We start from the raw sequence: 19,925 nt of genomic DNA on the forward strand, positions 1-19,925 counted from the left end.
AATATTGCTAAATAATAGCAATACATATATATGATAATAAGAGATAAATTCACATGCCCACTAGAATTATCCCTAGATTTGATAAAAGGAAAATGGAAACCAATAATTATATGGATTTTAAGACATGGACCATACCAATTATCATATCTTGAGAGAAATATAGAAGGTATTAATCAAAAAATGCTTATACAGCATTTAAAAGAATTAGCAGAATTTGATATAGTAGATAAAAAAGTCTATGATGGTTATCCATTAAAAGTAGAGTACTTTTTAACAGATTGGGGTAGAAGATACCTTGATGGACTTATTATTTTTCAACAAATAGGAAAAGAGTTCTTAGAACAGCAGTAGTACTCTGTTCTTAGAACTCTTTATTATATAATTCAAATTTGGAATTTTAGATTTTTTTTAGTTTTGGTCTTTTAGGATTTTCTTTTACTCGTGTCTATATAATCCAGTTAAATGAGCTTGCTCTAAGATGTGACCTCTCATAGCACTGTAAAGATCATTTACAAAGAAGTTCTCTTCTAAGTTTAACTCACAGTCTAATGCATAAACTCTTAGCTCATATGTGTGTGTACAGTTAGGTGGAGCCATTCCGCCATATGCTGCTGCTTCTTCTCTTGATAAAGCATTTTCACCCATCATTGCTGCACCCCAGCTATTGATTCCTTGAAGGAAATCTGTTGCTGTAATACTTTCATTTTCTGCAACCTTAGTTCTTTTAAGATTTGCTCCTGCCCAGTGTACCCATGTGAATCCACATACTGGCATAGCATCATGGTCATCTAATACAAATGCAAAAGTTTTTGTTCCTTCTGGTGCTCCTTCTATTTCAAAATCTATTGATCTTGATGGCATTCCCTTTGTGAAATCTTCACCATGCTTACCGAACTTGTCCTCAAAGTGACCTTGTGCATTTATAGAGTTACTTAATATTTTCATCATTGAAAATTCCTCCTCTTATGTTTATCTATTTTATTCTTAGTTGTCAATTTTACTCTGCTAATATTATTATTCATTATTACAAGTCTTTTATACTTGTCTTAAAAGCAACTTGTGTGTCGCTTACAAATATTATTATATCCTACCTACAAATTTTTAAAAGTACCGACTTTTTTGTAAGTAACCTTTATTTGTGCTCTAACTCTAAAAATAAAAAAAGAAAAGCTACTATTCATGCTATTTCTAGCACTATAATAACTTTTCAAAATTTTATTCTATTCTTTCACTAGCTACTTCAACATAGTCTTTTACAAGTTGAATACTTTCTTCTCCTGGGTCATTTTGACCTGGTTTATTTTTGAATACTATTTTTAATAATATTGGTGCTGCTATTGTAGTTGCAATAACCATTATAACTACAGGAACTAAAAACTCTGGTGCCATAAGCCCAACCGCCATTCCTTTATTTGCAACTATAAGTGCAACTTCACCTCTTGAAACCATTCCCGCCCCAACTTGCATTGCCTCTCTATTGCTATAACCAAAGAACTTGACTCCAAGCCCTCCACCTATAATCTTCGTTAGTATAGCTACTACTATTAAAACAATTGTAAATATGATAGTTTTCATATCCATAGAATCTACATTTAGCTTTATACCTATACTTGCGAAGAATATTGGGGATAATAATATGTATGATAATGTTTCAAATTTCTTGTTTATAAAGTGGGTTCTCTCTGTATTAGATATAACCATACCTGCAATAAATGCACCTGTTATATCTGTAACTCCAAAGAACTCCTCTGCTATGTATGATAGTCCTAAACACAATACAAATGACATGATAACAAATCTTTTCATATCTTTTCCATGCTTTGCTGTCCATTTTATAAATAATTTTCTTACTATAAATCCTACAATTCCTGCAAAAACAAAGAATAATACAATTTTAAGTAAAACTATTCCTATACTAACTGTTGAATCAGCCATACTTGTAACCACTGTAAGCCCTATGATTCCAAGGATATCATCTATAAGTGCTGCTCCAAGTATTGTATTTCCAGCTCTTGTACTAAGTTTTCCAAGTTCTTTCAGAGTTTCTACAGTAATACTTACTGATGTCGCTGTTAATATAATTCCTATAAATACATATTTAAGCATTACATTAGAACCTGAACCTTCATGGAATACCATTGCTAATATTATTCCAGCTACAAGTGGAATAATAACTCCTAAAAGAGCTGCTGCAAGAGATGCTTTACCTGTTTTTTTAAGTTCTGCTACATCCGTCTCAAGACCTGCTGCAAACATTAAAACTATAACTCCAAGTGATGATAATTGATCTATAAAATTAGTTTCATGTAATATTCCAAGTACAGATGGTCCTAAAATAACTCCTGCAAGAAGTGCTCCCACAACCTGTGGTAACTTAAACTTTTTTGTTAATAGTCCAAATAATTTTGTACTTAGAAGTATTAATGCAAGGTCTAATAAATAACCATGTGACATTAAATCTTCCCCTTTCGGTTTTATCTTATGTTTTGTAATTTAATAATATTTTATATATTATTTTTGAATTTTTTAAAATTTTGTCATAATTTATTAACAAAAATTCTCCTTTTATGTGATTGATATTGATTTACCTTTAGTATAAACCATTTTTGTTATATTTTCTATATAATCTTAGTAGTATTACTTTACTCATTAATATTTTTACACAAATTGATATATCTATCCCTACTTTTTTACCATAAAAATAAAAGATGTAGAATCCTATACCTTTAATATATTTTTTACAAATTAATAATTGCCCTACCTATATAAAAAAGTGCTATCGCAATCATTATCCAAGTAGCAAGGTAATATAGCGCCTCTCCTTTTGCAAGCTTCTTCTTATCAAATAATTTTGCACCTTTATCTGTAAAGAATTCTAAAAATTCCATCATTATCAGTTTTATCATCTCTCATTCTTCCAACAGTCTTTATATCTAATATTTTTTCTCTTCCTTTTGAATACTAAGTTAGAATATAAATCTATAACATAACTTAACATTTCTAAATCCTCTATATAATTTAATTTCACCACTTATAACCCCTCACTTACATTTGAATGCTCAATAATATAGTCGCAAGCTTTCACTTAATCCTTTCATTCTTTTTGAAATTATTTTTTAACTATTTTGTATTTGAAATCCTTTTCATAAACAGTTAAAATAAAAAATGTAATAATTAATCGTAAACAAATTTTTAATAAACTTTAAACAAAGGACGAGGTATCATAAATGGAAAATAAAAAATTCACGCCATTCCAAATAGGTTTTATAGTATTTTTCTCAATAATAAGTATTATCGTATTCTTACTTCCAGCTTGGACACATAGTTCAACATGGGGAGAAGTATTTGGAATAGTTTCAATTATAAGTCTTATTTCAGCAGTCTCTGGAGTATTTAACTCAATCTATATCGCAAGAGCAGATATAGGAGCTTACTTCTTCTGGATAATAAATACTTTAACTTATGCATTTATAGCATATAAGAGTCAATTTTATGGACAAGTTATACAAAATATTGTTTTTATTTTCCCACTAGAAGTTATTGGTCTTATTTCATGGATGAAAGCTTTAAAGAAAAAGAAAGCATCAAATAATCAAGATGATAGTATAGATGTTAAAAAATTCGGTTCAAAAGAATGGATTCTTACAATAATTGGGCTTGTAATATTTTGGGTAGCATATGCTGCATTCACTTATTATCTACCAAATATAATGGAAGCATTATTCCATGTTAAAATAGCTCCTGATAGTGATCTTATACTAGATTCACTTACAGCTATCCTAACAATATATGCCGTTTGGTTAACAGGACAAAGATACTTAGAGCAATGGACATTCTGGTTATTATCTAACGGAATAGGAGTTGTTTTATTCTTAAAACCAGTAGTAATGCAACTTATCCACCACGGAACTGTAAATGTAACAACAATGTCAGGTGCTGTAGGTTGGATTCAATACTTAACAAGTGCTATCTATGGATTCATTTGTTGGAGAGCTTTATACAAAAGAAAACATGCAAAAGCTTAATATAATATAAAAAATGTGGATAACTTTTATTAAAAGTTATCCACATTTTTTTATCTTTATAAAAGAAAAAGGCTATCAAAATGCACTAGTTTCGATAGCTTTTGTATTCTATATTTTATAGATCATCTACTAAAGCTCCAGCCTTTGCATAAGCTGTTGACTTTGCTTCAAAGAAATCTGTTTTAACCATATTAGGATCTGAATATTGGTCTACCCATTTAGCTGGATTTTCTGTATGTTCTGGATATAATATTTCAAAGCCTAAATCTTTAAGTCTTAAATTCCCTATATATTTAATATAGTTCTCTATAAGAGTTTCATTCATTCCTTTAATTCTATTTCCAATTACATATTTACCCCAGGCTATTTCACTTTCAACTCCAGTTTGAACCATACCTCTAAGTTCTGCTACAAACTCCTTAGTAAATATCTCTGGCATTTCTCCTATAAGTTCTCTTATCATATTTCTAAATAACCAAAGGTGAGTATTTTCATCTCTGTTTATATATCTGATTTCTTGAGCTGAACCTGGCATTTTTCCATTTCTCTCAAGATTATAGAAAAACATAAATCCTGAATAGAAGTAAACTCCCTCAAGAATATAGTTAGCCATTACAGATTTTATAAAAGTATGCATTGTTGGATTTTCTATAAATCCATTATATAAATCACCAATGAATTTATTTCTTCCAAGAAGAACTTCATCATCTTTCCATTGATATAATATTTCATTTCTTTGCTCTGGTGAACAAATACTATCAAGCATATAGCTATAACTTTGTGAGTGCACCGCTTCTTGGAATGCCTGAATTGTAAGACATAAATTAACCTCTGATGCTGTAACATAGTTATTTATATTCCCAAGGTTAGCTGTTTGAATTGAATCAAGGAAAATTAAGAAAGAAAGTATCTTATCATAAGCAGTTTTTTCATCATGTTCAAGCAATTTATAATCCTTTAAATCTTGTGCAAGGTTTATCTCTTCTGGTATCCAGAAGTTATTCATTGCTTGTCTGTACCAATCTGAAACCCATGAATACTTCATATTATTAAAATCATTAAGGTTAGTAGTATTACCATTAACCATTCTTTTTTTAGATACTTCTATATCTCCAAACTCATTAAATAGAGCTTTCTTATTAATTATCATTACACACCTCTTTATATTTATAGAAACTTAAACCCCAATTTTTAAATTGGGGACTAAATTTATTTATTATCTATTTTATAATTGCTATTTTCTTCTTTAAAAGAAACCCTTCGCTAGCTGGGTAAGTTCCACTATCCAAATCAAGATTGGGGGTGTCACTTATGCTGAGCACATTGCGCATTCTTCTATTTCAAGAGACTTACTTCTTACGTAGTAAATACTTTTAACGCCTTGATTACATGCCTGAATATAAAGATTAGCTATTTGTCTCATAGTTAAATCTGTTGTTATATAAAGGTTAAATGATTGTGCTTGGTCTATATGTCTTTGTCTTATAGCTGCAGCTTCTACTGACCACTGTTGGTCCATGTCATATGCTGACATATATAAGTATCCATTATCTGCTGTTAAATTTGGTGCAGTTTTAGGAATTATACTTCCCTTTTTCTCTTCTAGCCAGAACTTAGCCATTACTGGGTCTATTCCCTCTGAAGTTCCTGCTATTGTAGCTGTTGAGCCATTAGGAGCAACTGCAAATAGGTAACCATTTCTCATACCAAACTGAGATATTTCTTCTCTTATATTATCCCATTTTTCTGTATTATATCCTCTAAGCTTAAAGTAATCTCCATTATCCCAATCAGAACCTTCAAATAAACTATATCTACCTTTTTCCTTAGCTATTTTAATACTAGCCTTGATAGCATAATAGTTAATATCCTCATAAACTTTATCAACAAAAGCAAAGTGCTTCTTACTATCCCAAACAATTTTATTGTTAGTTAGCATATGATGGTATCCTGAAGTCCCAAGACCAATTGCTCTGTATCTTTTATTAGTTACCTCTGCATATGGTACTGAATAATAATTAAGGTCTATAACATTATCCATAGCTCTAATTTGAGTTTCAACTATATCTTCAAGTTCTTCCTGTGAGTTAACATCAACATTACCTAAAACAACTGATGATAAATTACAAACAACAAAATCTCCAGCCTTAGTTTTCTCAACTATTATCTTATCTCCATTTTCATCAACTATTTCAGTTTGCAACACCTCCGCAGCACTCATATTTTGCATAATCTCAGTACATAAGTTTGATGAATAAACCATTCCCTTATGCTTATTAGGATTCATTTTATTTACTGTATCTCTAAAGAAAGCAAATGGAGTTCCTGTTTCAGCTGCACTCTTAATTATAAGTCTTACAACATCTCTAACTTCCATAACTCTCTTATCTATTGCATCATTTTCTACACAATCATAGTATTTTGTTTCCCACTCTTCTCCATAAAAATCTTCAAGTGAATATCCCATAACTTCTTTTATTTGGTGTGGACACATCATATACCACTTAGATGACATATCCTTCTCTGCAAGTTTCCAAAATAAATCTGGGTAGCAAATACCAGGGAAAACATCATGTGCTTTCTTTCTATCATCTCCATTATTAGTTCTTATCTGTAAAAACTCTGCTACATCCTTGTGCCAAGCATCAAGCCATATAGCAACAGAACCATTTCTAACACCAAGTTGATCAACTGCAATAGCAGTATCATTCATAAGCTTAACCCAAGGTATAATTCCACCTGAAGCCCCTTTAAACCCTCTTATTGAAGACCCAAGCGCTCTAACTTTACCAATATAAATTCCCATTCCACCACCGAACTTAGAAACTTTAGCAAAATTGTCCACAGTCTTATATATTCCATTTAAACTATCATCAACTGTATCTATAAAGCATGAGCTTAATTGATAAAAAGGCTTTCTAGCATTTGACATTGTAGGTGTTGCCATTGTTGCTTTAAGCTGACTTAATGAATTATAAAATCTCTTAGCCCAGTATAATCTATCTTCCTTCTTCTCTGGTATAGCAAGGTGCATAGCAATTCCCATAAACATCTGCTGTGGAAGTTCTGTTTTACTTCTATCAAAATTCTCAACTAAATATCTTTCAGCTAAAAGTTTTATTCCGCTATAAGTAAATAAGAAATCTCTCTCTGGTTTTATTGCACTCTCTAATTCTTCTATATCTTCTTTAGAATAATTTTCTAATATATATTTACCATATAATTTTTTCTCTGTTAGTTCTTTTACAAGCTCATAATAATTATCATAAGCTACCTCGCTACTTCTCTCTCTATTTTTCGCGATGTCTTCTCTTAGGTTTAGGACATATATATGTGAAGCTATGTCCTGCCAATTCGGTTCAAACTGAGTTGTCAATTCTAACGCTGTTTGTATAATAGAATTGTTAATTTCTCTCTCATTCATATTCGATGTTAATATATTCTCTAATGCTGCTTTTAAATCCCCCTCTGAATAGCTTTCAGATCCCTCTCTTAAATAGCCCATTGCCTGTGTACATGCCTTGTTTATCATATTTCTCTAAATCCCCCTATACAACATATAGTATCCTTTTATTTACGTCCAACTATTAAACACTATATCTAGTGTTTTGCCTTCTCTATTATAGTTATTAAATTACCCCTTGTAAAACCAACTTTGTTTTGTTTTCTAGTGAAAACATTATGTAATCTTATGCTACTTAAAAATACCTCTATATTTAATGTATATCTGTAATAACTATTAAAAATTTATTATTATATTATTTTTCCACAAATAACTTTTAAAGTAAATATTTTTTTATAAAATTAACATCTAAAATATATGAAAAAAATGCCGATAATTTTATCGACCTTATAAATTTGAAAGGAGAAATTTATGGATGTAGGAAGAATGTCTATGTCAATGAGTCAAAACTCACTTAAAAGTGCAGTTTCTATATCATTGCTAAAAATGACAATGAATAATAATCAAGAAGTCGCAAATGGAATGACTCAAATGTTAGAATCAATAATGGTAACAGACTCAAATCGTGGAACTAAACTAGATACTAGAGCATAAAAAAATCTGTGGATAATTTCCACAGATTTTTTTAATTATTTTAAATAGTTTAGTTGTCTAGCATCAGTATCAACAACTTCCTTAATTATTGATTTTATCTCAGTCTTAGTTATTTCAAGTTCTGAAAAACCACCAATTTGACAACCAAAAATCATCTCCATATTATTATAAATCATAGCATAAACATGCTTTTTTGCCTCAACAACTTCATCATCAGAAAACATTGAATCATACAATGTTTTTGCTTCATTTCTTACATACTTAATATCCTTTTCTTTGTAATTTTCCATCTCCATACGCCTCACTTTCTCATTTGTTCTACAAGTGTCTAAAAGCACTCTCTCTTTTTTTATTATTTACTTACTATTATCCTAAAAAAATATGTGTAATTTATAAAAAAGAGCTACCCTTTTAATAAAGGTAACTCTAAATTTTAAAAATCCACTCTACAAGGAGCGTGCATTGACTCATTAAACATTTCAGATCTTCTTTTTTTATTTATAATATTTGTAGCTCTCATCTTAAATCTCTCTACTTCTTTATATGAATAAAAAGTAGCTAAATCAAGTGCTGCAAATAAAACATCCATCACTAGATATTTTAAATCTTGAAGATTTTGCATATTAGCCTCATCAACCTCTACAACATCAGCTTTTATTTTTATATCCTCAAACTTAACTTGATAACTTTTAAGTTTATCTAAAATCCCCTCATTCTCACATTTCCCTAAATCTGAATCAACAAGGTCAGATATATATGACATATATTCCTGTGAATATTTTTTATACTCATTATATAAAGTTACTAAATCCATCTTTTTAAACATCTCCTATCAAATAAAATTCTTATTATTTCATTATACAATATTTATCAATACTATTCGTATATTTAATATTTAATCATCTTATACTATTGGAAATATATAGAATAAAGATATCTTTTTTATACTAAAAATATTTTTTTAAACTTTTAGCTTTGCTAAAGGTAAAAAAAGTTTAAAATCACTTTAATTTCATCAATTTATTCCTTAAATAGATTATAATAGGCTCATTTTTTTTTTTTTACATTCTAAAATCCAAGTGATACTATGTAAATATATTAAAGAGTAGAGGTGATTAGACATGGGTCATACAGGTGATAGAAAATTCAAAGAAAATGCAATACACACAGAAAAAACTAAATTAAATGAATTAAGAAGAGAAGAACAAAGAGAAGAATTAAAAGAAGAACACAAAGAAAGTTTTAAAGAAGAACATAAATTTGGTGGCGAAGCTTTTGATCATCACAAACACTAATCAGTAATTTTTTTAATCAAAGGAGGACCTAGAAATGGAATTATTATATACAGAATTAGAATTAGAATTAGATACATTATTTAATAAAAAATCAGACTTAGTAGAATTTGAAAAATTCTTAAAAGCTTACGGAATAGAGGATAGTCTTGAGGACGTAACTTTAAAACACACAAAAAAAAGATTAGAAACTCTTTTAGCAATTGCTGAAGAAGGAACTGATATAAATCTTGTGGCTAAAAAAGATATTCTTAAAAAATTATTAGAAAATCTTAAAAACCATAAAGAACAAAGAGAAGCTATGAAAGCTGTTAGAGAAGTTTACACTAATGAAGCTACTAAAGATCATATGGATATAGCAGAGCTTGATAAAAGTATTAAACACTCATTAAGAGAGTATAAAAAATACGAGCACTTCAAAAAACACGAACAAAATATAGCTGATAAATGGATAAAAACACTTAGTAAATAAGGTATCAAGCAATTTATTGCTTTTTATAAATCCCAAATATACTCCACAATATATTTGGCGAAAATTTTTTGTCAATATGTTTTTTGATTAATTACCCCTAATTTAATTAATTAAAAAAGCATATGACACTCCTAAATGTCTACAAAAAAAGCACAACCTATACAGGTTGTGCTTTTTCGATTGTAACTATCTCACAATCACTAATATCAATTTCCCCCTCATGTAAAAACAAATATGTACCTGCAAATAATAAAGATCTTAACCTCGTGCTATTTAACATAATGTTTTCCCAATACTCTTTTGCCTCCTGGGTATAACTCATATATTTATCAAATTTTTTCAATGTCTTGTCATTTACAGGAAAGAATTCACTCTCATCATCTGGATCAAAATTTAAGTATATGCACATTTTTTTTCTATCAAGTTTATTTAAGTCAATTTTATAAAAACTAGTTCCCTCAAAACTAATTCCAACTCGTCTTTTAAGTTCTTCCTCTAAAATATTTGGTGGAATAGGTGTCATAAAAATCACATCTCTTTTTTCACAATTAAGTACACCAACCTTTTGATTTTCACGCTTATATTGATTTGGAAATTTAGACATTTTACCCTTATATAACTCTTCGCTTGTTTTACACAAATCTCTCATTGGAACTATTTTCTCACTAAGCATATCTTCCCTAACAGCATGGTATACGTACATATAACTTCATCCTCTTTTATTTATAATTATTAGTATAATTGACACTCCACACCACTAAAGCTGGTGGGATTCTATAAGCTAATCTTAGTGTATTTCTACCAAAGAAAACTCTTATAGGTAATTATAAACAAATTTATAAAGTAAATAAATCCCTTTCAGTGAATCGCTAACTTAGGTTCTGCAAACTATAGCTATATAACCTTAGCGAAAGCTAGTATCTTTCCACACTCTTTGAAATGCTTAAAAGGCTTAAAAGCCTTCTAAAAGGTATTTTTACCATTGCTATTTGTATTATATTGGTATATTTTAAAATCCCATAAAAAAACTACCACTATATTTTAGTGGTAGTTTTAAATTAAGCTTTAATAGCGACTATTAAGTTTCTGTTTATTGATTGGTCTACTCTATGTAGGTAATCATTATATGGTTCCTCATCAAGAACTTTGAATCCCTTTTCTTCCATAAGAACTGCAAGGTCTTCTCTTTTCATTGTAAATTCATTAAATGAAAGTACTATTGACCCTTTTGCTTTTAAAGCTGTGTGCCAAGCAGGTAATGCTGACTGTAAAAGCCATAAAGGATTTCTCTCCATATTTGATACTCCCTGATTTTTACTTCCATGCTGAACACCGTATGGTAAATCAGAAACTATAATATCACATGATTTTTTCTTTAAAATCAAATCTGATTTTCTAGTATCAGCAGAATATAACTGCATTGTTTGGAAATCTCCGTTTAAGAAATCTTCTTTTTCAACTGCTGCTGTTAACGTAAAGCTATCAGCCATCTTTTTGCCATTAGGTCCTGGTATTTTAGCTGTTTGTATTCTATGTTTATACTTTCCTGTTTTCATAAATCTAACTATGAAAGTTTCTATTTCATGTACCCATTTCTCATCTATCTCTATACCAACAACATCAAGCCCTCTTATTAATCCCTCATATAATGTAGTTCCCTTACCACACATAGGATCTAAAAGTTTTAAAACTGGTGCTTTAGTTTCACATGCACTAACTGCAAGATTAACCATAAGTCTTGTGAATTGCTCATTTGTCTTACCGTTATATCTAAGTATTTGTGTCATACTCTCTGGGAATGTTTTAAAATCTTCTGGTGATATTGGTTTTAATAAAGCACCCTCAACAATTTCAAATAAAGCATAATATATAGAAGATGTTCCTATAGCTTTTAATATTTCTGCTGTTAAAGGTTCTTTAGTTTTAAAGCATATACAAGCTGGAAGTCCTATATTTCCCTCTTCCACTTCCATAAGTTCTATTTCATAGCCTGATGTTATAGCCTTTAACTCTGAATAAGCTATACTCATAGCCGCATCAAAATATATTCTGTTATGTCCTGGATTTGCTAAAATTGCATATTGATTCATTCTTTTGTACCTCTCTCATTTCTTTATAATTATATTTACAATATTACATTACATAATATAAAATTGCTAGAAAAAAGAGCTAGTAAAAACTAGCTCTCATGATTATAACTTTTTAACAAACTCTGATTTTAAGCACATAGCTCCAAAACCATCTATTTTACAATCTATGTTGTGGTCACCATCAACAAGTCTTATATTTTTAATTTTTGTACCTTTTTTAAGTGCAAATACAAATCCCTTAACTTTAAGGTCTTTGATCATTGAAACTGAATCTCCTGATTGAAGTATGTTTCCGTTTGAATCTTTAACTACTAAAGCAAACTCATCTACAACTTCTTCACCTTGACCCCACTCGTGAGCACATTCTGGACAGATATATAAACTTCCATCCTCATAAACATATTCTGATTTACACTTTGGACAATTTGGTATACTCATTCTAAAATTCCTCCTAATAGCATTCTTTAAGAATAACTTTATCTTATATTTCGTATTTTTTTGCAAATTGAATTCCTGCTTATATTTGCTTAACAAATTAAACTAAACAATTAAGCCTAAATTTATTTTACCCAAATATAAGTTATGTACTAATTACTAATGCAAAAAACATATAGGCATTTCCCTATAGGAGTATATAATATCATAGTCTTACAATATTGACAAACTAGCCCCTTTTCTTCCATATTAAGTAAAAAAGTAATCTAAGTTTTTAATACTTAGATTACTTTTTCATCAATTAACACTTACTAATCTAAAACTAACAAATTTTAAAAATACTAATATTAGCTTCTATTCCAAGATCAGTACAAAGATGAATGTGATCTCCTGGGCCATCTGGACTACAATTTCTTAAAGTTATTGCAGAACAAGCACTAAGACAAAGAACTAAACTACCAGTAATTGTTGTACATAATTTATTATCAGGACCTGGATTAGGAACTAGAGACCCACCTCTACTACAATCTTGAATTAAATCATTAACATATATGCACATTTGATTATTTATACTTCCATCATAATCAGCAATTCCAATAATTTCATTATGAACCATATATGAAATATAATACACGCCCGCTTCACATACTTCTATATGTCTATCACGCCCTCTTCTTCCACCTCTTACTAATTTAATACCCTCAATACAATTACTACCTTTATCAAATCTAACTTCCTCACCTCTATAAACATGTTGTTCTAAATTTTCAGTACAAAATGTTGCATATGAATGTCCACTACTATTTGTATTATCACAATTTCCATAATTCATATTGTTGCAACTTCCATAATTTGATTTATTACATCTACAAGGATTGCACCCACAAATATTACAGTTACTATTACTGCTACAACTACAATTTCCATATTTATCTCTTCCCATTTTTTGCTCCTCTTTCTAATTATTTTTATACTATATACTATTCACTACAATTAAATTATGTTACTCTTTCATCTGCTTTACATAAAAAAAAGAGAGTAATTCCCTCCTTTTTAAAGGTTTAATTACTTCTCTTTAAATACTTTATCACTATTAGTATCTTTAATTACAACAACCACAGCATCTTTTTTTGCACTTACATGGATCTACCTTACCTATAAAGTTATACTCATAACAACAAGTACATGGATTATACTCGTAGCTATAAACACATCCATTTATTAGGTAATATTTGCAAGAATAACACCCACAACATCCACAATTATAATTATTATACATTCCCATAACCAACAACTCCTATTATTATATTAAAATTTCTTTAATATATAATATTACACGCCGCATAATTATGTTACTCTTTTTTTTACTTTACCTAATAAAATTTTCATAAAAAAAAGAGCCCTAAAGCTCTTTTGAAATTTAATTAATTCCTGTTGTATATGATGAATATATCCATCCCATTTGCCCATTATATTCTACCTTATACCAACTACCTACTTTTGAATAAACTTTAACCTGCGCCCCTGTAGGTATCTTTCCTAAGATTCCATAACTAGTTCCATAACCAGCTCTTAAGTGTAACCATCCAATAGAACTATCTATTCTAGTAGACCCTAAAGTATCACTTTTAGATTCTTGACTTACCCCTGTTGTATAACTTCCAGATATCCAGCCAATTTCACCATTATAGCTTACTTTATACCAGCCATTCTTTTGACCAAGTACATTCACAGTTGTCCCTGTAGGGATTTTTCCAATCTCTGAATAATTAGTGCTACTTCCACGTCTAAATCTTAACCACCCTATAGAACTTTGAATAGTTGTATTTCCACTTACATTTGTTGATTCCCCAGATCCTCCAGACCCTTGTGAATCTGAATGTATTCCATTAGTATAATCACCCGAAATCCATCCTATTTCTCCATTATATTTAACTTTATACCAGCCATTACTTTTACCTATAACTTCAACACTTGTACCTGTCGGTATCTTTCCAAGCTCTGAATAGTTTGTACTATTTCCACTTCTAAATCTTAACCATCCTATAGAACTCTGAATAGTTGTATTTCCACTTATAGCTTCCACATTTCCTGATGAATCATGACTATCATTTGCTGGAGTCATATAATAAGTCGCTCTAACATAAGAACATCTATTACCCTCACCTGGGATTGTCCCATTACTATGAGCTCCTTTTAATCTTCTTTCATAAGAAACTCTATTATCATAAGCAGCCATCTGCTCATCATTAACATTTGCAATTAAATCACTTTTATCAGCCCAAGATAAAAACATATAAGCATGTGTATCACCAGAGAAAACTACATCTCCTGGCTTTAAATTACTCATATTTGTACTTCTTTTCCATCCATTTTGACCAAGCCAATCTCCAAGACTTGTTGTATATCCAATCCAACTTGGAACATGAACCCCAGCCCCTCTTAAAAGACTTGCTAAATAATAAGTACAATTATTTTTTCTATTTCCGCTATGAAGTCTTACAGCTTCATTCCAAGCACGATTTCTATTGCTTGCACTGATTGTATAATTTGCAACAGTATCACCAACATTATGTCTTGCTAATAATACTACATTACTTTCTATATGTTTTGTCTCCTTAACCTGTGCATTAGCTTGTCCACTATACGTAATTCCTATAACACCAAGCGTTAGACTTGTTAACATAACCACTAATTTTCTTTTGTTCATAATAATACTACCTTAATCCTTTGTTTTTTTATTCTTTTTACATTTTACCATCATTCTGCTTTTTCTTCCAATTTCCAAAGAATGTTTCAATCTTTTACCAAAACAAAATTATTACAAAAAATATTAAACATGCACAGAATTATGTTGAGTCGAATAGTATATATTATAAACTTTGAATATTTAGGAGGACTTTTATGGGAGCTACCTTAAGAGATTTTATAAATCAAGAAATTACACTTCATTTATCTATAGATCATAGATTAATAGGAAAAATTATTGCAATAAAAGGGACTGTACTACAATTAATCATAACTAACACATCACCAAGTCTAAGCCCACCAGCAAATACCACTGTATATATAGATATAGAAAAAATCGTATTTTTCTATCCTGGTATGAGCTATTATCACCAACCTTAAAAAACTATAAAAAAATAAGAGGCTAAATCACTTTAAAATGATTTAGCCTCTTCTGCTTTTCTTCTGGTAGCGGGGACAGGACTCGAACCTATGACCTTTGGGTTATGAGCCCAACGAGCTGCCAACTGCTCCACCCCGCGATATTAATTTGTTCTCTCAAGCTATGTACTCAGTATAACCTCCATCTTTTATTAAAGCAAAGATGTATTACTCTCTATAACAACCTCACCTCACTTAGACTCTACCTAGTGCTTATTAAACTCTTAATGCTACCAATATAATAAGCCATATTATCACTAAATAATATGGCTTGTACAAATTTAATCACATATTCTATTCTTCCCTTGATGCTTTGCCTCATATAAAAGCTTATCAGCCTCATCTACTAATACCTCAATAGATTCATCAGTCCAACTTTTAAGACCACCACTTATGGTAAGTGTAAGATTTTCTGAGAATATACTTTTCTCAACACAACTTCTAAAATCATTTAATAATTTTAAACCATCTTCTTTCGAACACTCTAAAACTATTAAAAACTCCTCACCACCATATCTCATAGAAGTTCCTACACCATCAAAACTATTATTTAAAATGTTTCCAAGCATTTTCAAAGCTTCATCTCCAACTAAATGCCCGTACGTATCATTTATCTTTTTAAAATTATCTATATCTATCAAAGCTACTGAAAACTCTTTTCTCTCTATTATCAAGCTCTCAATCTTATCAACCCCATAAATTCTAGAATAACATTTAGTTAAAAAATCTCTATCTACAATCTCTTGTAATTCTCTCTCATATTTTTTTCTGTAAGCAACTTCTTTTTTTAGTTTAATCATTACAATAATTAATAGAAACATTGCAGAAGTTAAAATAATTATAAGTTTTTCTCTATCCTCATTAGACCTCTCAATTGCTACTTTCTCTTGTTCTCTAAATAAAAGTTTACTTTCATAAGATTTCTCGTTGATTTCTTCCATTGTACTAAATAAAGAAGCTAAACCACTATCTCCATTCTTATCAGCACTTAAATTAAGTTCAACATACTTATTCAAATATCCATCAATATCTACATCACTCTTTCCAAGTTTATGAGCTTTTTGAATATCCTCAATCGTCATTATTTGATACGAGCTAAATTTAGCATCAACTGAATATAAATCATATGCCTTAATATAATTTTCTAAAGCCTTATCGTACTTACCCTTTGCTTCAAAATATTCACCATAAACCACATAAACATTAGCTAATGAAGTTCCCGAACTATTTTTTTCATAAAATTTCTCTGAAACTAGAATATGTTCTAAGGCCTCATCTGGTCTGCCAGCTCCAACTAAAGCTTTTCCTACATTCATCCTAAGCCCCTGAGCCTTTTCACTTCCACGTTCTTCTGCAAGTTCCTGATATTCTAAAGTTAATTTTAGTGTTTCATCAAAATTTTCAATTGCATCATTGTAAACCATCTTACTAAATACTAAAAACTTCTTATTGTCCTCATAAATATCATCGCCTTTTTTATAATCTTTTATCTCGTTATAATACTTTTCTGCTTTCTCTGGTAATCCATTATAAATGAATATATTTATAAAATTACAATCTATAATAACCTTAAAACCTTCTTTTAAATCATCTGCAATATATTTACTATCTTCTGAATCTATAATTTCAACAGCCTCGTAACAATACTTTAAAGCTAAATCATAATCATTCTTTGAAATTGCATTACTTATCATATATGAATAAGTTTGAAGCACTAAAGGCAATCCTTCCTTAATACTTTTATAATCTAAAATAGCATCTAAAGCTAGTTCTTTATGCTTTTCATAATCTCCTTCTCTCAAATAATAATAACTTAAAGCATTTTTATATGTACCAGTAGCTAGAATATTTTCACTACTCCCAAGTTTTTCATTTAACTCCTCATAAACTCCCTCTTCTCTCTTATTTATCTTCCCTGTATAATCAACAAGCATTGGATAATATATAGAATAATTTTCTTCTATGGTAGTCCTTAAATCCTCTTCTGTTTTTTTCTCTATAAAGCCACTAAAAATACTTCCTATAGAAGAAATAATAATCACACTTATAATTAAAACTACTACCTTTTCTTTTGCCCTTTTCATTTTATGTCCCCCTAAATAAACCTTCTTAACATAGTATTAAAACCTACTATTTTATTATCTATATAAATAAAGCCACCTTTAGTAAAAAAGGTGGCTAATAAGCAAATTTATTTTATATCACTGCAAATTCTAAATTAAAGCTAATATTTTCTTTCTAGTAATATCACTTTCTTTATTTAACTTTATCATCAAGAATACATCTAAATATATAATTTTCTCCTCGATTGTTTGAACTCCATTAATGTATTTATTAAATGTAACATTAAGTATATCCTCATCTTCTAATGGGATATATTCTAACTCTTTTGACATATGCCAGAGCTTCTCCATTTTATCCTTAACATTAACAACTGGATTTGCTTCAACATACTCAATTCGATTTAATATATTATGTATCTTATTTAGAAATAACCTTTGAGTCATTCTATATTTTTGTAGCATTACAGGGTCAATTTCTATATCATTAGCTATAATTTTACTCTCGATACTTTTAGCTAAAATAATATCATTTTTCATTGATTCTACATCACTCTTTTTAGAATGAAGATCAAAAACTCTATTTAAAATATCCAAACATGTATCCTGATATTTATCTATAAGAAGTTTTGTTTCCTTCTTTAGATTATATGGAAAAACAAATTTATTAGCTATTAGTACAGCTATAATACCAATGACTATATACATAATTCTTGCTGGTCCATAGTAAAACATATTCTCTATATTAATAGTTACAATACCAATAAATAATATTGTTAACATAGCAATACTATACATATATTTTTTAAAACTTATCATAAGGAATACTGCTATTGCAATTATAATAATCCTTGGTTCTTTTGCAGTAAATATCATAGCTAATGGAACATAAATAACAACACCTATAACTGTACCAAGAAATCTCCCTTTAGCACGTTCTCTAACAGTATCATTATAAACTTGTGATACTGATGTTATAGTAAATAATGACCACTTAGCAAGTGGATAATCAAAGTATCTTAAAAGAAAATAACATCCTGCTACTAAAAGAGCTGTTCTAAAAGCAAAAATAAATCTCACAGAATTTATATTAAAGTCATTAAAACTTTCAATTATAGAACTCTTAATTTCTTTAAATATTAAACGAATACTAAAAACTCTTCTTCTCTTAATATTTCCAAGCTCAACTAATCTATAAGTTAATCTATCCATAATTTTTAAAACTTCTAAAACTTCATATATTTCAACATCATAATCTATATTAGATAACTCGTAATTTCTAGATATTCTGTTTACTTCTTTTCTTAAGTATTTTATATTACTCTCACCGTTAATAAACTCTTTTAACTCAATTAATAAGATATTTATATCACTTAAAATATGAGTGTAATTTATTTTTTCTCTTTGGTTCTTATCTGAAAATCCTTTAGCCATATGAGCTATATTTTCAAGTGATGCAATCAAATCCAATTCTAAATTTTCTTTTTCACTTAAATAAGTAGTATTATTTCTTATCTCAAGAATTTCTCTACTCCATTCACCAGTTTTTCTTTTAAATTCTTGAACCTCTGCATCAGAGAACTTACCATTAACTGCAAGCTCTATTTTTCCTCTTAAAGATTCTATTAGTTCTAACAGAACTCTATTTTTAACCTCTTTTTTTTGTTTGTATTTAATATATAATATCTGAAAAGTTACAGCTATAATTGCAACTCCAATCATGCCTAAAACTCTAAGAGTTAAATCTCTACCAGTTACATTACTAGTTAAAAGTAATGTATAACCAAAAAGAAAAGGAAAATATATGGTTTTATTAAAAGTATATACAACCATATATATCATAACAAAAACAGCTATGAAATTAATGAAGAATCCACTAAACACATTTGCATTAATAAAATATGGAACTCCACCCATTATTAATGTTAAAAATAATACTTTTAACCCAGACCTAAACGGTGTTCTTGAAAAATCTTTGTTTAATATAGCTATTAAAATAAATAATCCACTAACTCCAACCATCAGATTATTATGACCTAAATATCTCACTGAAACAAAAATCATAATTGCAGATAATATAAATATAATTGTACTTCTAATTACTGACTCTTTACTCACTTTCCCCGCTCCTTTTATAACTTATCTTTTGATTAAAAAAGATGATCTCGGTTAATTCGAAATCATCTCTAATATGATAAAAACCTTTTTATATTATAGCCAAATATTTATTTACATATTTTAAATTCCCCTTAGAAGTTTACATCTTCACCATTATAAACTGCTATGAATAATTTCTTCATTTCTTCAACTGAAACACTTCTTGGGT

At 29.3% G+C, this 19,925-nt stretch carries 22 protein-coding genes and 1 tRNA gene; 6 read left to right on the plus strand and 17 right to left on the minus strand.

Going from position 1 to position 19,925, the window contains the following annotated elements; genetic code table 11:
• Window positions 1-30: 30 nt before the first annotated feature.
• The gene (locus Q0V24_RS04585; protein ID WP_297519021.1) at window positions 31-351 is read left to right on the plus strand and encodes a helix-turn-helix domain-containing protein; all 321 of its coding nucleotides are present in this window, start codon (window positions 31-33) and stop codon (window positions 349-351) included.
• 84 nt (window positions 352-435) lie between these two features.
• Here Q0V24_RS04585 and Q0V24_RS04590 read toward each other — a convergent pair whose 3' ends face one another.
• The 4 genes from Q0V24_RS04590 to Q0V24_RS04605 form a co-directional block, all read right to left on the minus strand.
• A complete protein-coding gene (locus tag Q0V24_RS04590; protein WP_366938272.1) occupies window positions 436-948 on the minus strand; it encodes a YbhB/YbcL family Raf kinase inhibitor-like protein in 513 nt (170 codons plus the stop codon).
• 267 nt (window positions 949-1,215) lie between these two features.
• Window positions 1,216-2,454 (minus strand): cation:proton antiporter, encoded by a 1,239-nt coding sequence (locus tag Q0V24_RS04595; protein ID WP_297519024.1) that lies wholly within the window; start codon window positions 2,452-2,454, stop codon window positions 1,216-1,218.
• Between the two features lie 284 nt (window positions 2,455-2,738).
• Entirely contained in the window at window positions 2,739-2,906 is a 168-nt protein-coding gene (locus Q0V24_RS04600; protein WP_297519026.1) for a hypothetical protein, read from the minus strand.
• Window positions 2,903-3,028: a hypothetical protein gene (locus Q0V24_RS04605; RefSeq protein WP_297519028.1), complete on the minus strand. Its 126-nt coding sequence runs from the start codon at window positions 3,026-3,028 to the stop codon at window positions 2,903-2,905. Before Q0V24_RS04605 ends, Q0V24_RS04600 begins: the two co-directional genes overlap by 4 nt.
• 199 nt (window positions 3,029-3,227) lie before the next feature.
• Here Q0V24_RS04605 and pnuC point away from each other — a divergent pair, with 199 nt between their 5' ends.
• A complete protein-coding gene (gene pnuC / locus Q0V24_RS04610; RefSeq protein ID WP_297519030.1) occupies window positions 3,228-4,025 on the plus strand; it encodes a nicotinamide riboside transporter PnuC in 798 nt (265 codons plus the stop codon).
• Window positions 4,026-4,140: 115 nt separating this feature from the next.
• Here pnuC and Q0V24_RS04615 read toward each other — a convergent pair whose 3' ends face one another.
• Together Q0V24_RS04615 and Q0V24_RS04620 are read right to left on the minus strand one after the other, a co-directional pair.
• Window positions 4,141-5,175, minus strand: a complete 1,035-nt coding sequence (locus Q0V24_RS04615; RefSeq protein ID WP_297519032.1) for a ribonucleotide-diphosphate reductase subunit beta — start codon at window positions 5,173-5,175, stop codon at window positions 4,141-4,143.
• A gap of 159 nt (window positions 5,176-5,334) precedes the next feature.
• On the minus strand, window positions 5,335-7,557 hold the full coding sequence (locus tag Q0V24_RS04620) for a ribonucleoside-diphosphate reductase subunit alpha (RefSeq protein WP_297519034.1): 2,223 nt from the start codon (window positions 7,555-7,557) through the stop codon (window positions 5,335-5,337).
• 342 nt (window positions 7,558-7,899) lie between these two features.
• Between Q0V24_RS04620 and Q0V24_RS04625 the strand changes: the two genes are divergently transcribed.
• Window positions 7,900-8,082: a YjfB family protein gene (locus Q0V24_RS04625; RefSeq protein WP_297519036.1), complete on the plus strand. Its 183-nt coding sequence runs from the start codon at window positions 7,900-7,902 to the stop codon at window positions 8,080-8,082.
• 35 nt (window positions 8,083-8,117) lie between these two features.
• Here the strand turns inward: Q0V24_RS04625 and Q0V24_RS04630 are convergent, their stop codons facing one another.
• Together Q0V24_RS04630 and Q0V24_RS04635 are read right to left on the minus strand one after the other, a co-directional pair.
• Window positions 8,118-8,372 carry a hypothetical protein gene (locus Q0V24_RS04630; protein ID WP_297519038.1) on the minus strand — a complete coding sequence of 85 codons (255 nt, stop codon included), beginning with the start codon at window positions 8,370-8,372 and terminating at the stop codon, window positions 8,118-8,120.
• Window positions 8,373-8,515: 143 nt separating this feature from the next.
• Window positions 8,516-8,896 (minus strand): hypothetical protein, encoded by a 381-nt coding sequence (locus Q0V24_RS04635; protein ID WP_297519040.1) that lies wholly within the window; start codon window positions 8,894-8,896, stop codon window positions 8,516-8,518.
• 307 nt (window positions 8,897-9,203) lie between these two features.
• On the opposite strand from Q0V24_RS04635, the gene Q0V24_RS04640 reads away from it, so the two are divergent.
• Together Q0V24_RS04640 and Q0V24_RS04645 are read left to right on the plus strand one after the other, a co-directional pair.
• Entirely contained in the window at window positions 9,204-9,377 is a 174-nt protein-coding gene (locus Q0V24_RS04640; RefSeq protein WP_297519043.1) for a hypothetical protein, read from the plus strand.
• A 34-nt stretch (window positions 9,378-9,411) separates the two neighbouring features.
• On the plus strand, window positions 9,412-9,846 hold the full coding sequence (locus Q0V24_RS04645; RefSeq protein ID WP_297519045.1) for a hypothetical protein: 435 nt from the start codon (window positions 9,412-9,414) through the stop codon (window positions 9,844-9,846).
• Window positions 9,847-10,003: 157 nt separating this feature from the next.
• Here Q0V24_RS04645 and Q0V24_RS04650 read toward each other — a convergent pair whose 3' ends face one another.
• The 6 genes from Q0V24_RS04650 to Q0V24_RS04675 all read right to left on the minus strand — a co-directional run bounded on the left by Q0V24_RS04650 (window position 10,004) and on the right by Q0V24_RS04675 (window position 15,081).
• A complete protein-coding gene (locus tag Q0V24_RS04650) occupies window positions 10,004-10,549 on the minus strand; it encodes a hypothetical protein (protein WP_297519046.1) in 546 nt (181 codons plus the stop codon).
• Between the two features lie 355 nt (window positions 10,550-10,904).
• A complete protein-coding gene (locus Q0V24_RS04655; protein ID WP_297519048.1) occupies window positions 10,905-11,936 on the minus strand; it encodes a DNA methylase in 1,032 nt (343 codons plus the stop codon).
• A gap of 102 nt (window positions 11,937-12,038) precedes the next feature.
• A complete protein-coding gene (locus Q0V24_RS04660; protein WP_297519050.1) occupies window positions 12,039-12,374 on the minus strand; it encodes a zinc ribbon domain-containing protein YjdM in 336 nt (111 codons plus the stop codon).
• Window positions 12,375-12,693: 319 nt separating this feature from the next.
• Window positions 12,694-13,203, minus strand: coding sequence for a hypothetical protein (locus Q0V24_RS04665; protein ID WP_297519052.1), 510 nt, complete (start codon window positions 13,201-13,203; stop codon window positions 12,694-12,696).
• A 270-nt stretch (window positions 13,204-13,473) separates the two neighbouring features.
• The gene (locus Q0V24_RS04670) at window positions 13,474-13,656 is read right to left on the minus strand and encodes a hypothetical protein (RefSeq protein ID WP_297519054.1); all 183 of its coding nucleotides are present in this window, start codon (window positions 13,654-13,656) and stop codon (window positions 13,474-13,476) included.
• A 135-nt stretch (window positions 13,657-13,791) separates the two neighbouring features.
• Window positions 13,792-15,081, minus strand: a complete 1,290-nt coding sequence (locus Q0V24_RS04675) for an SH3 domain-containing protein (protein ID WP_297519056.1) — start codon at window positions 15,079-15,081, stop codon at window positions 13,792-13,794.
• A gap of 194 nt (window positions 15,082-15,275) precedes the next feature.
• On the opposite strand from Q0V24_RS04675, the gene Q0V24_RS04680 reads away from it, so the two are divergent.
• A complete protein-coding gene (locus Q0V24_RS04680; RefSeq protein WP_297519058.1) occupies window positions 15,276-15,500 on the plus strand; it encodes a hypothetical protein in 225 nt (74 codons plus the stop codon).
• Window positions 15,501-15,564: 64 nt separating this feature from the next.
• Here the strand turns inward: Q0V24_RS04680 and Q0V24_RS04685 are convergent.
• The 3 genes from Q0V24_RS04685 to Q0V24_RS04695 form a co-directional block, all read right to left on the minus strand.
• Window positions 15,565-15,640: transfer RNA gene (locus tag Q0V24_RS04685), tRNA-Met, on the minus strand.
• Window positions 15,641-15,820: 180 nt separating this feature from the next.
• Window positions 15,821-17,623 carry a tetratricopeptide repeat-containing diguanylate cyclase gene (locus Q0V24_RS04690; RefSeq protein ID WP_297519060.1) on the minus strand — a complete coding sequence of 601 codons (1,803 nt, stop codon included), beginning with the start codon at window positions 17,621-17,623 and terminating at the stop codon, window positions 15,821-15,823.
• Between the two features lie 129 nt (window positions 17,624-17,752).
• A complete protein-coding gene (locus Q0V24_RS04695; RefSeq protein WP_297519062.1) occupies window positions 17,753-19,717 on the minus strand; it encodes an FUSC family protein in 1,965 nt (654 codons plus the stop codon).
• Window positions 19,718-19,925 lie beyond the last annotated feature (208 nt).

Origin of the sequence: uncultured Clostridium sp. (assembly GCF_947039605.1) — a bacterium.
Taxonomy (GTDB): Bacteria; Bacillota; Clostridia; order Clostridiales; family Clostridiaceae; genus Sarcina.

Excerpts from the sequence above, each read along its gene's own strand:
- Q0V24_RS04680 (WP_297519058.1), top strand. The coding sequence starts at position 15,276 with ATGGGAGCTACCTTAAGAGATTTTATAAATCAAGAAATTACACTTCAT.
- Q0V24_RS04585 (WP_297519021.1), top strand. The coding sequence starts at position 31 with ATGATAATAAGAGATAAATTCACATGCCCACTAGAATTATCCCTAGAT.
- Q0V24_RS04670 (WP_297519054.1), bottom strand. The coding sequence starts at position 13,656 with ATGGGAATGTATAATAATTATAATTGTGGATGTTGTGGGTGTTATTCT.
- Q0V24_RS04675 (WP_297519056.1), bottom strand. The coding sequence starts at position 15,081 with ATGAACAAAAGAAAATTAGTGGTTATGTTAACAAGTCTAACGCTTGGT.
- Q0V24_RS04650 (WP_297519046.1), bottom strand. The coding sequence starts at position 10,549 with ATGTACGTATACCATGCTGTTAGGGAAGATATGCTTAGTGAGAAAATA.
- Q0V24_RS04655 (WP_297519048.1), bottom strand. The coding sequence starts at position 11,936 with ATGAATCAATATGCAATTTTAGCAAATCCAGGACATAACAGAATATAT.
- Q0V24_RS04600 (WP_297519026.1), bottom strand. The coding sequence starts at position 2,906 with ATGATAAAACTGATAATGATGGAATTTTTAGAATTCTTTACAGATAAA.
- Q0V24_RS04645 (WP_297519045.1), top strand. The coding sequence starts at position 9,412 with ATGGAATTATTATATACAGAATTAGAATTAGAATTAGATACATTATTT.
- Q0V24_RS04615 (WP_297519032.1), bottom strand. The coding sequence starts at position 5,175 with ATGATAATTAATAAGAAAGCTCTATTTAATGAGTTTGGAGATATAGAA.
- Q0V24_RS04635 (WP_297519040.1), bottom strand. The coding sequence starts at position 8,896 with ATGGATTTAGTAACTTTATATAATGAGTATAAAAAATATTCACAGGAA.
- Q0V24_RS04640 (WP_297519043.1), top strand. The coding sequence starts at position 9,204 with ATGGGTCATACAGGTGATAGAAAATTCAAAGAAAATGCAATACACACA.
- Q0V24_RS04625 (WP_297519036.1), top strand. The coding sequence starts at position 7,900 with ATGGATGTAGGAAGAATGTCTATGTCAATGAGTCAAAACTCACTTAAA.
- pnuC (WP_297519030.1), top strand. The coding sequence starts at position 3,228 with ATGGAAAATAAAAAATTCACGCCATTCCAAATAGGTTTTATAGTATTT.
- Q0V24_RS04590 (WP_366938272.1), bottom strand. The coding sequence starts at position 948 with ATGATGAAAATATTAAGTAACTCTATAAATGCACAAGGTCACTTTGAG.
- Q0V24_RS04660 (WP_297519050.1), bottom strand. The coding sequence starts at position 12,374 with ATGAGTATACCAAATTGTCCAAAGTGTAAATCAGAATATGTTTATGAG.
- Q0V24_RS04665 (WP_297519052.1), bottom strand. The coding sequence starts at position 13,203 with ATGAATTATGGAAATTGTGATAATACAAATAGTAGTGGACATTCATAT.
- Q0V24_RS04690 (WP_297519060.1), bottom strand. The coding sequence starts at position 17,623 with ATGAAAAGGGCAAAAGAAAAGGTAGTAGTTTTAATTATAAGTGTGATT.
- Q0V24_RS04595 (WP_297519024.1), bottom strand. The coding sequence starts at position 2,454 with ATGTCACATGGTTATTTATTAGACCTTGCATTAATACTTCTAAGTACA.
- Q0V24_RS04630 (WP_297519038.1), bottom strand. The coding sequence starts at position 8,372 with ATGGAAAATTACAAAGAAAAGGATATTAAGTATGTAAGAAATGAAGCA.
- Q0V24_RS04620 (WP_297519034.1), bottom strand. The coding sequence starts at position 7,557 with ATGATAAACAAGGCATGTACACAGGCAATGGGCTATTTAAGAGAGGGA.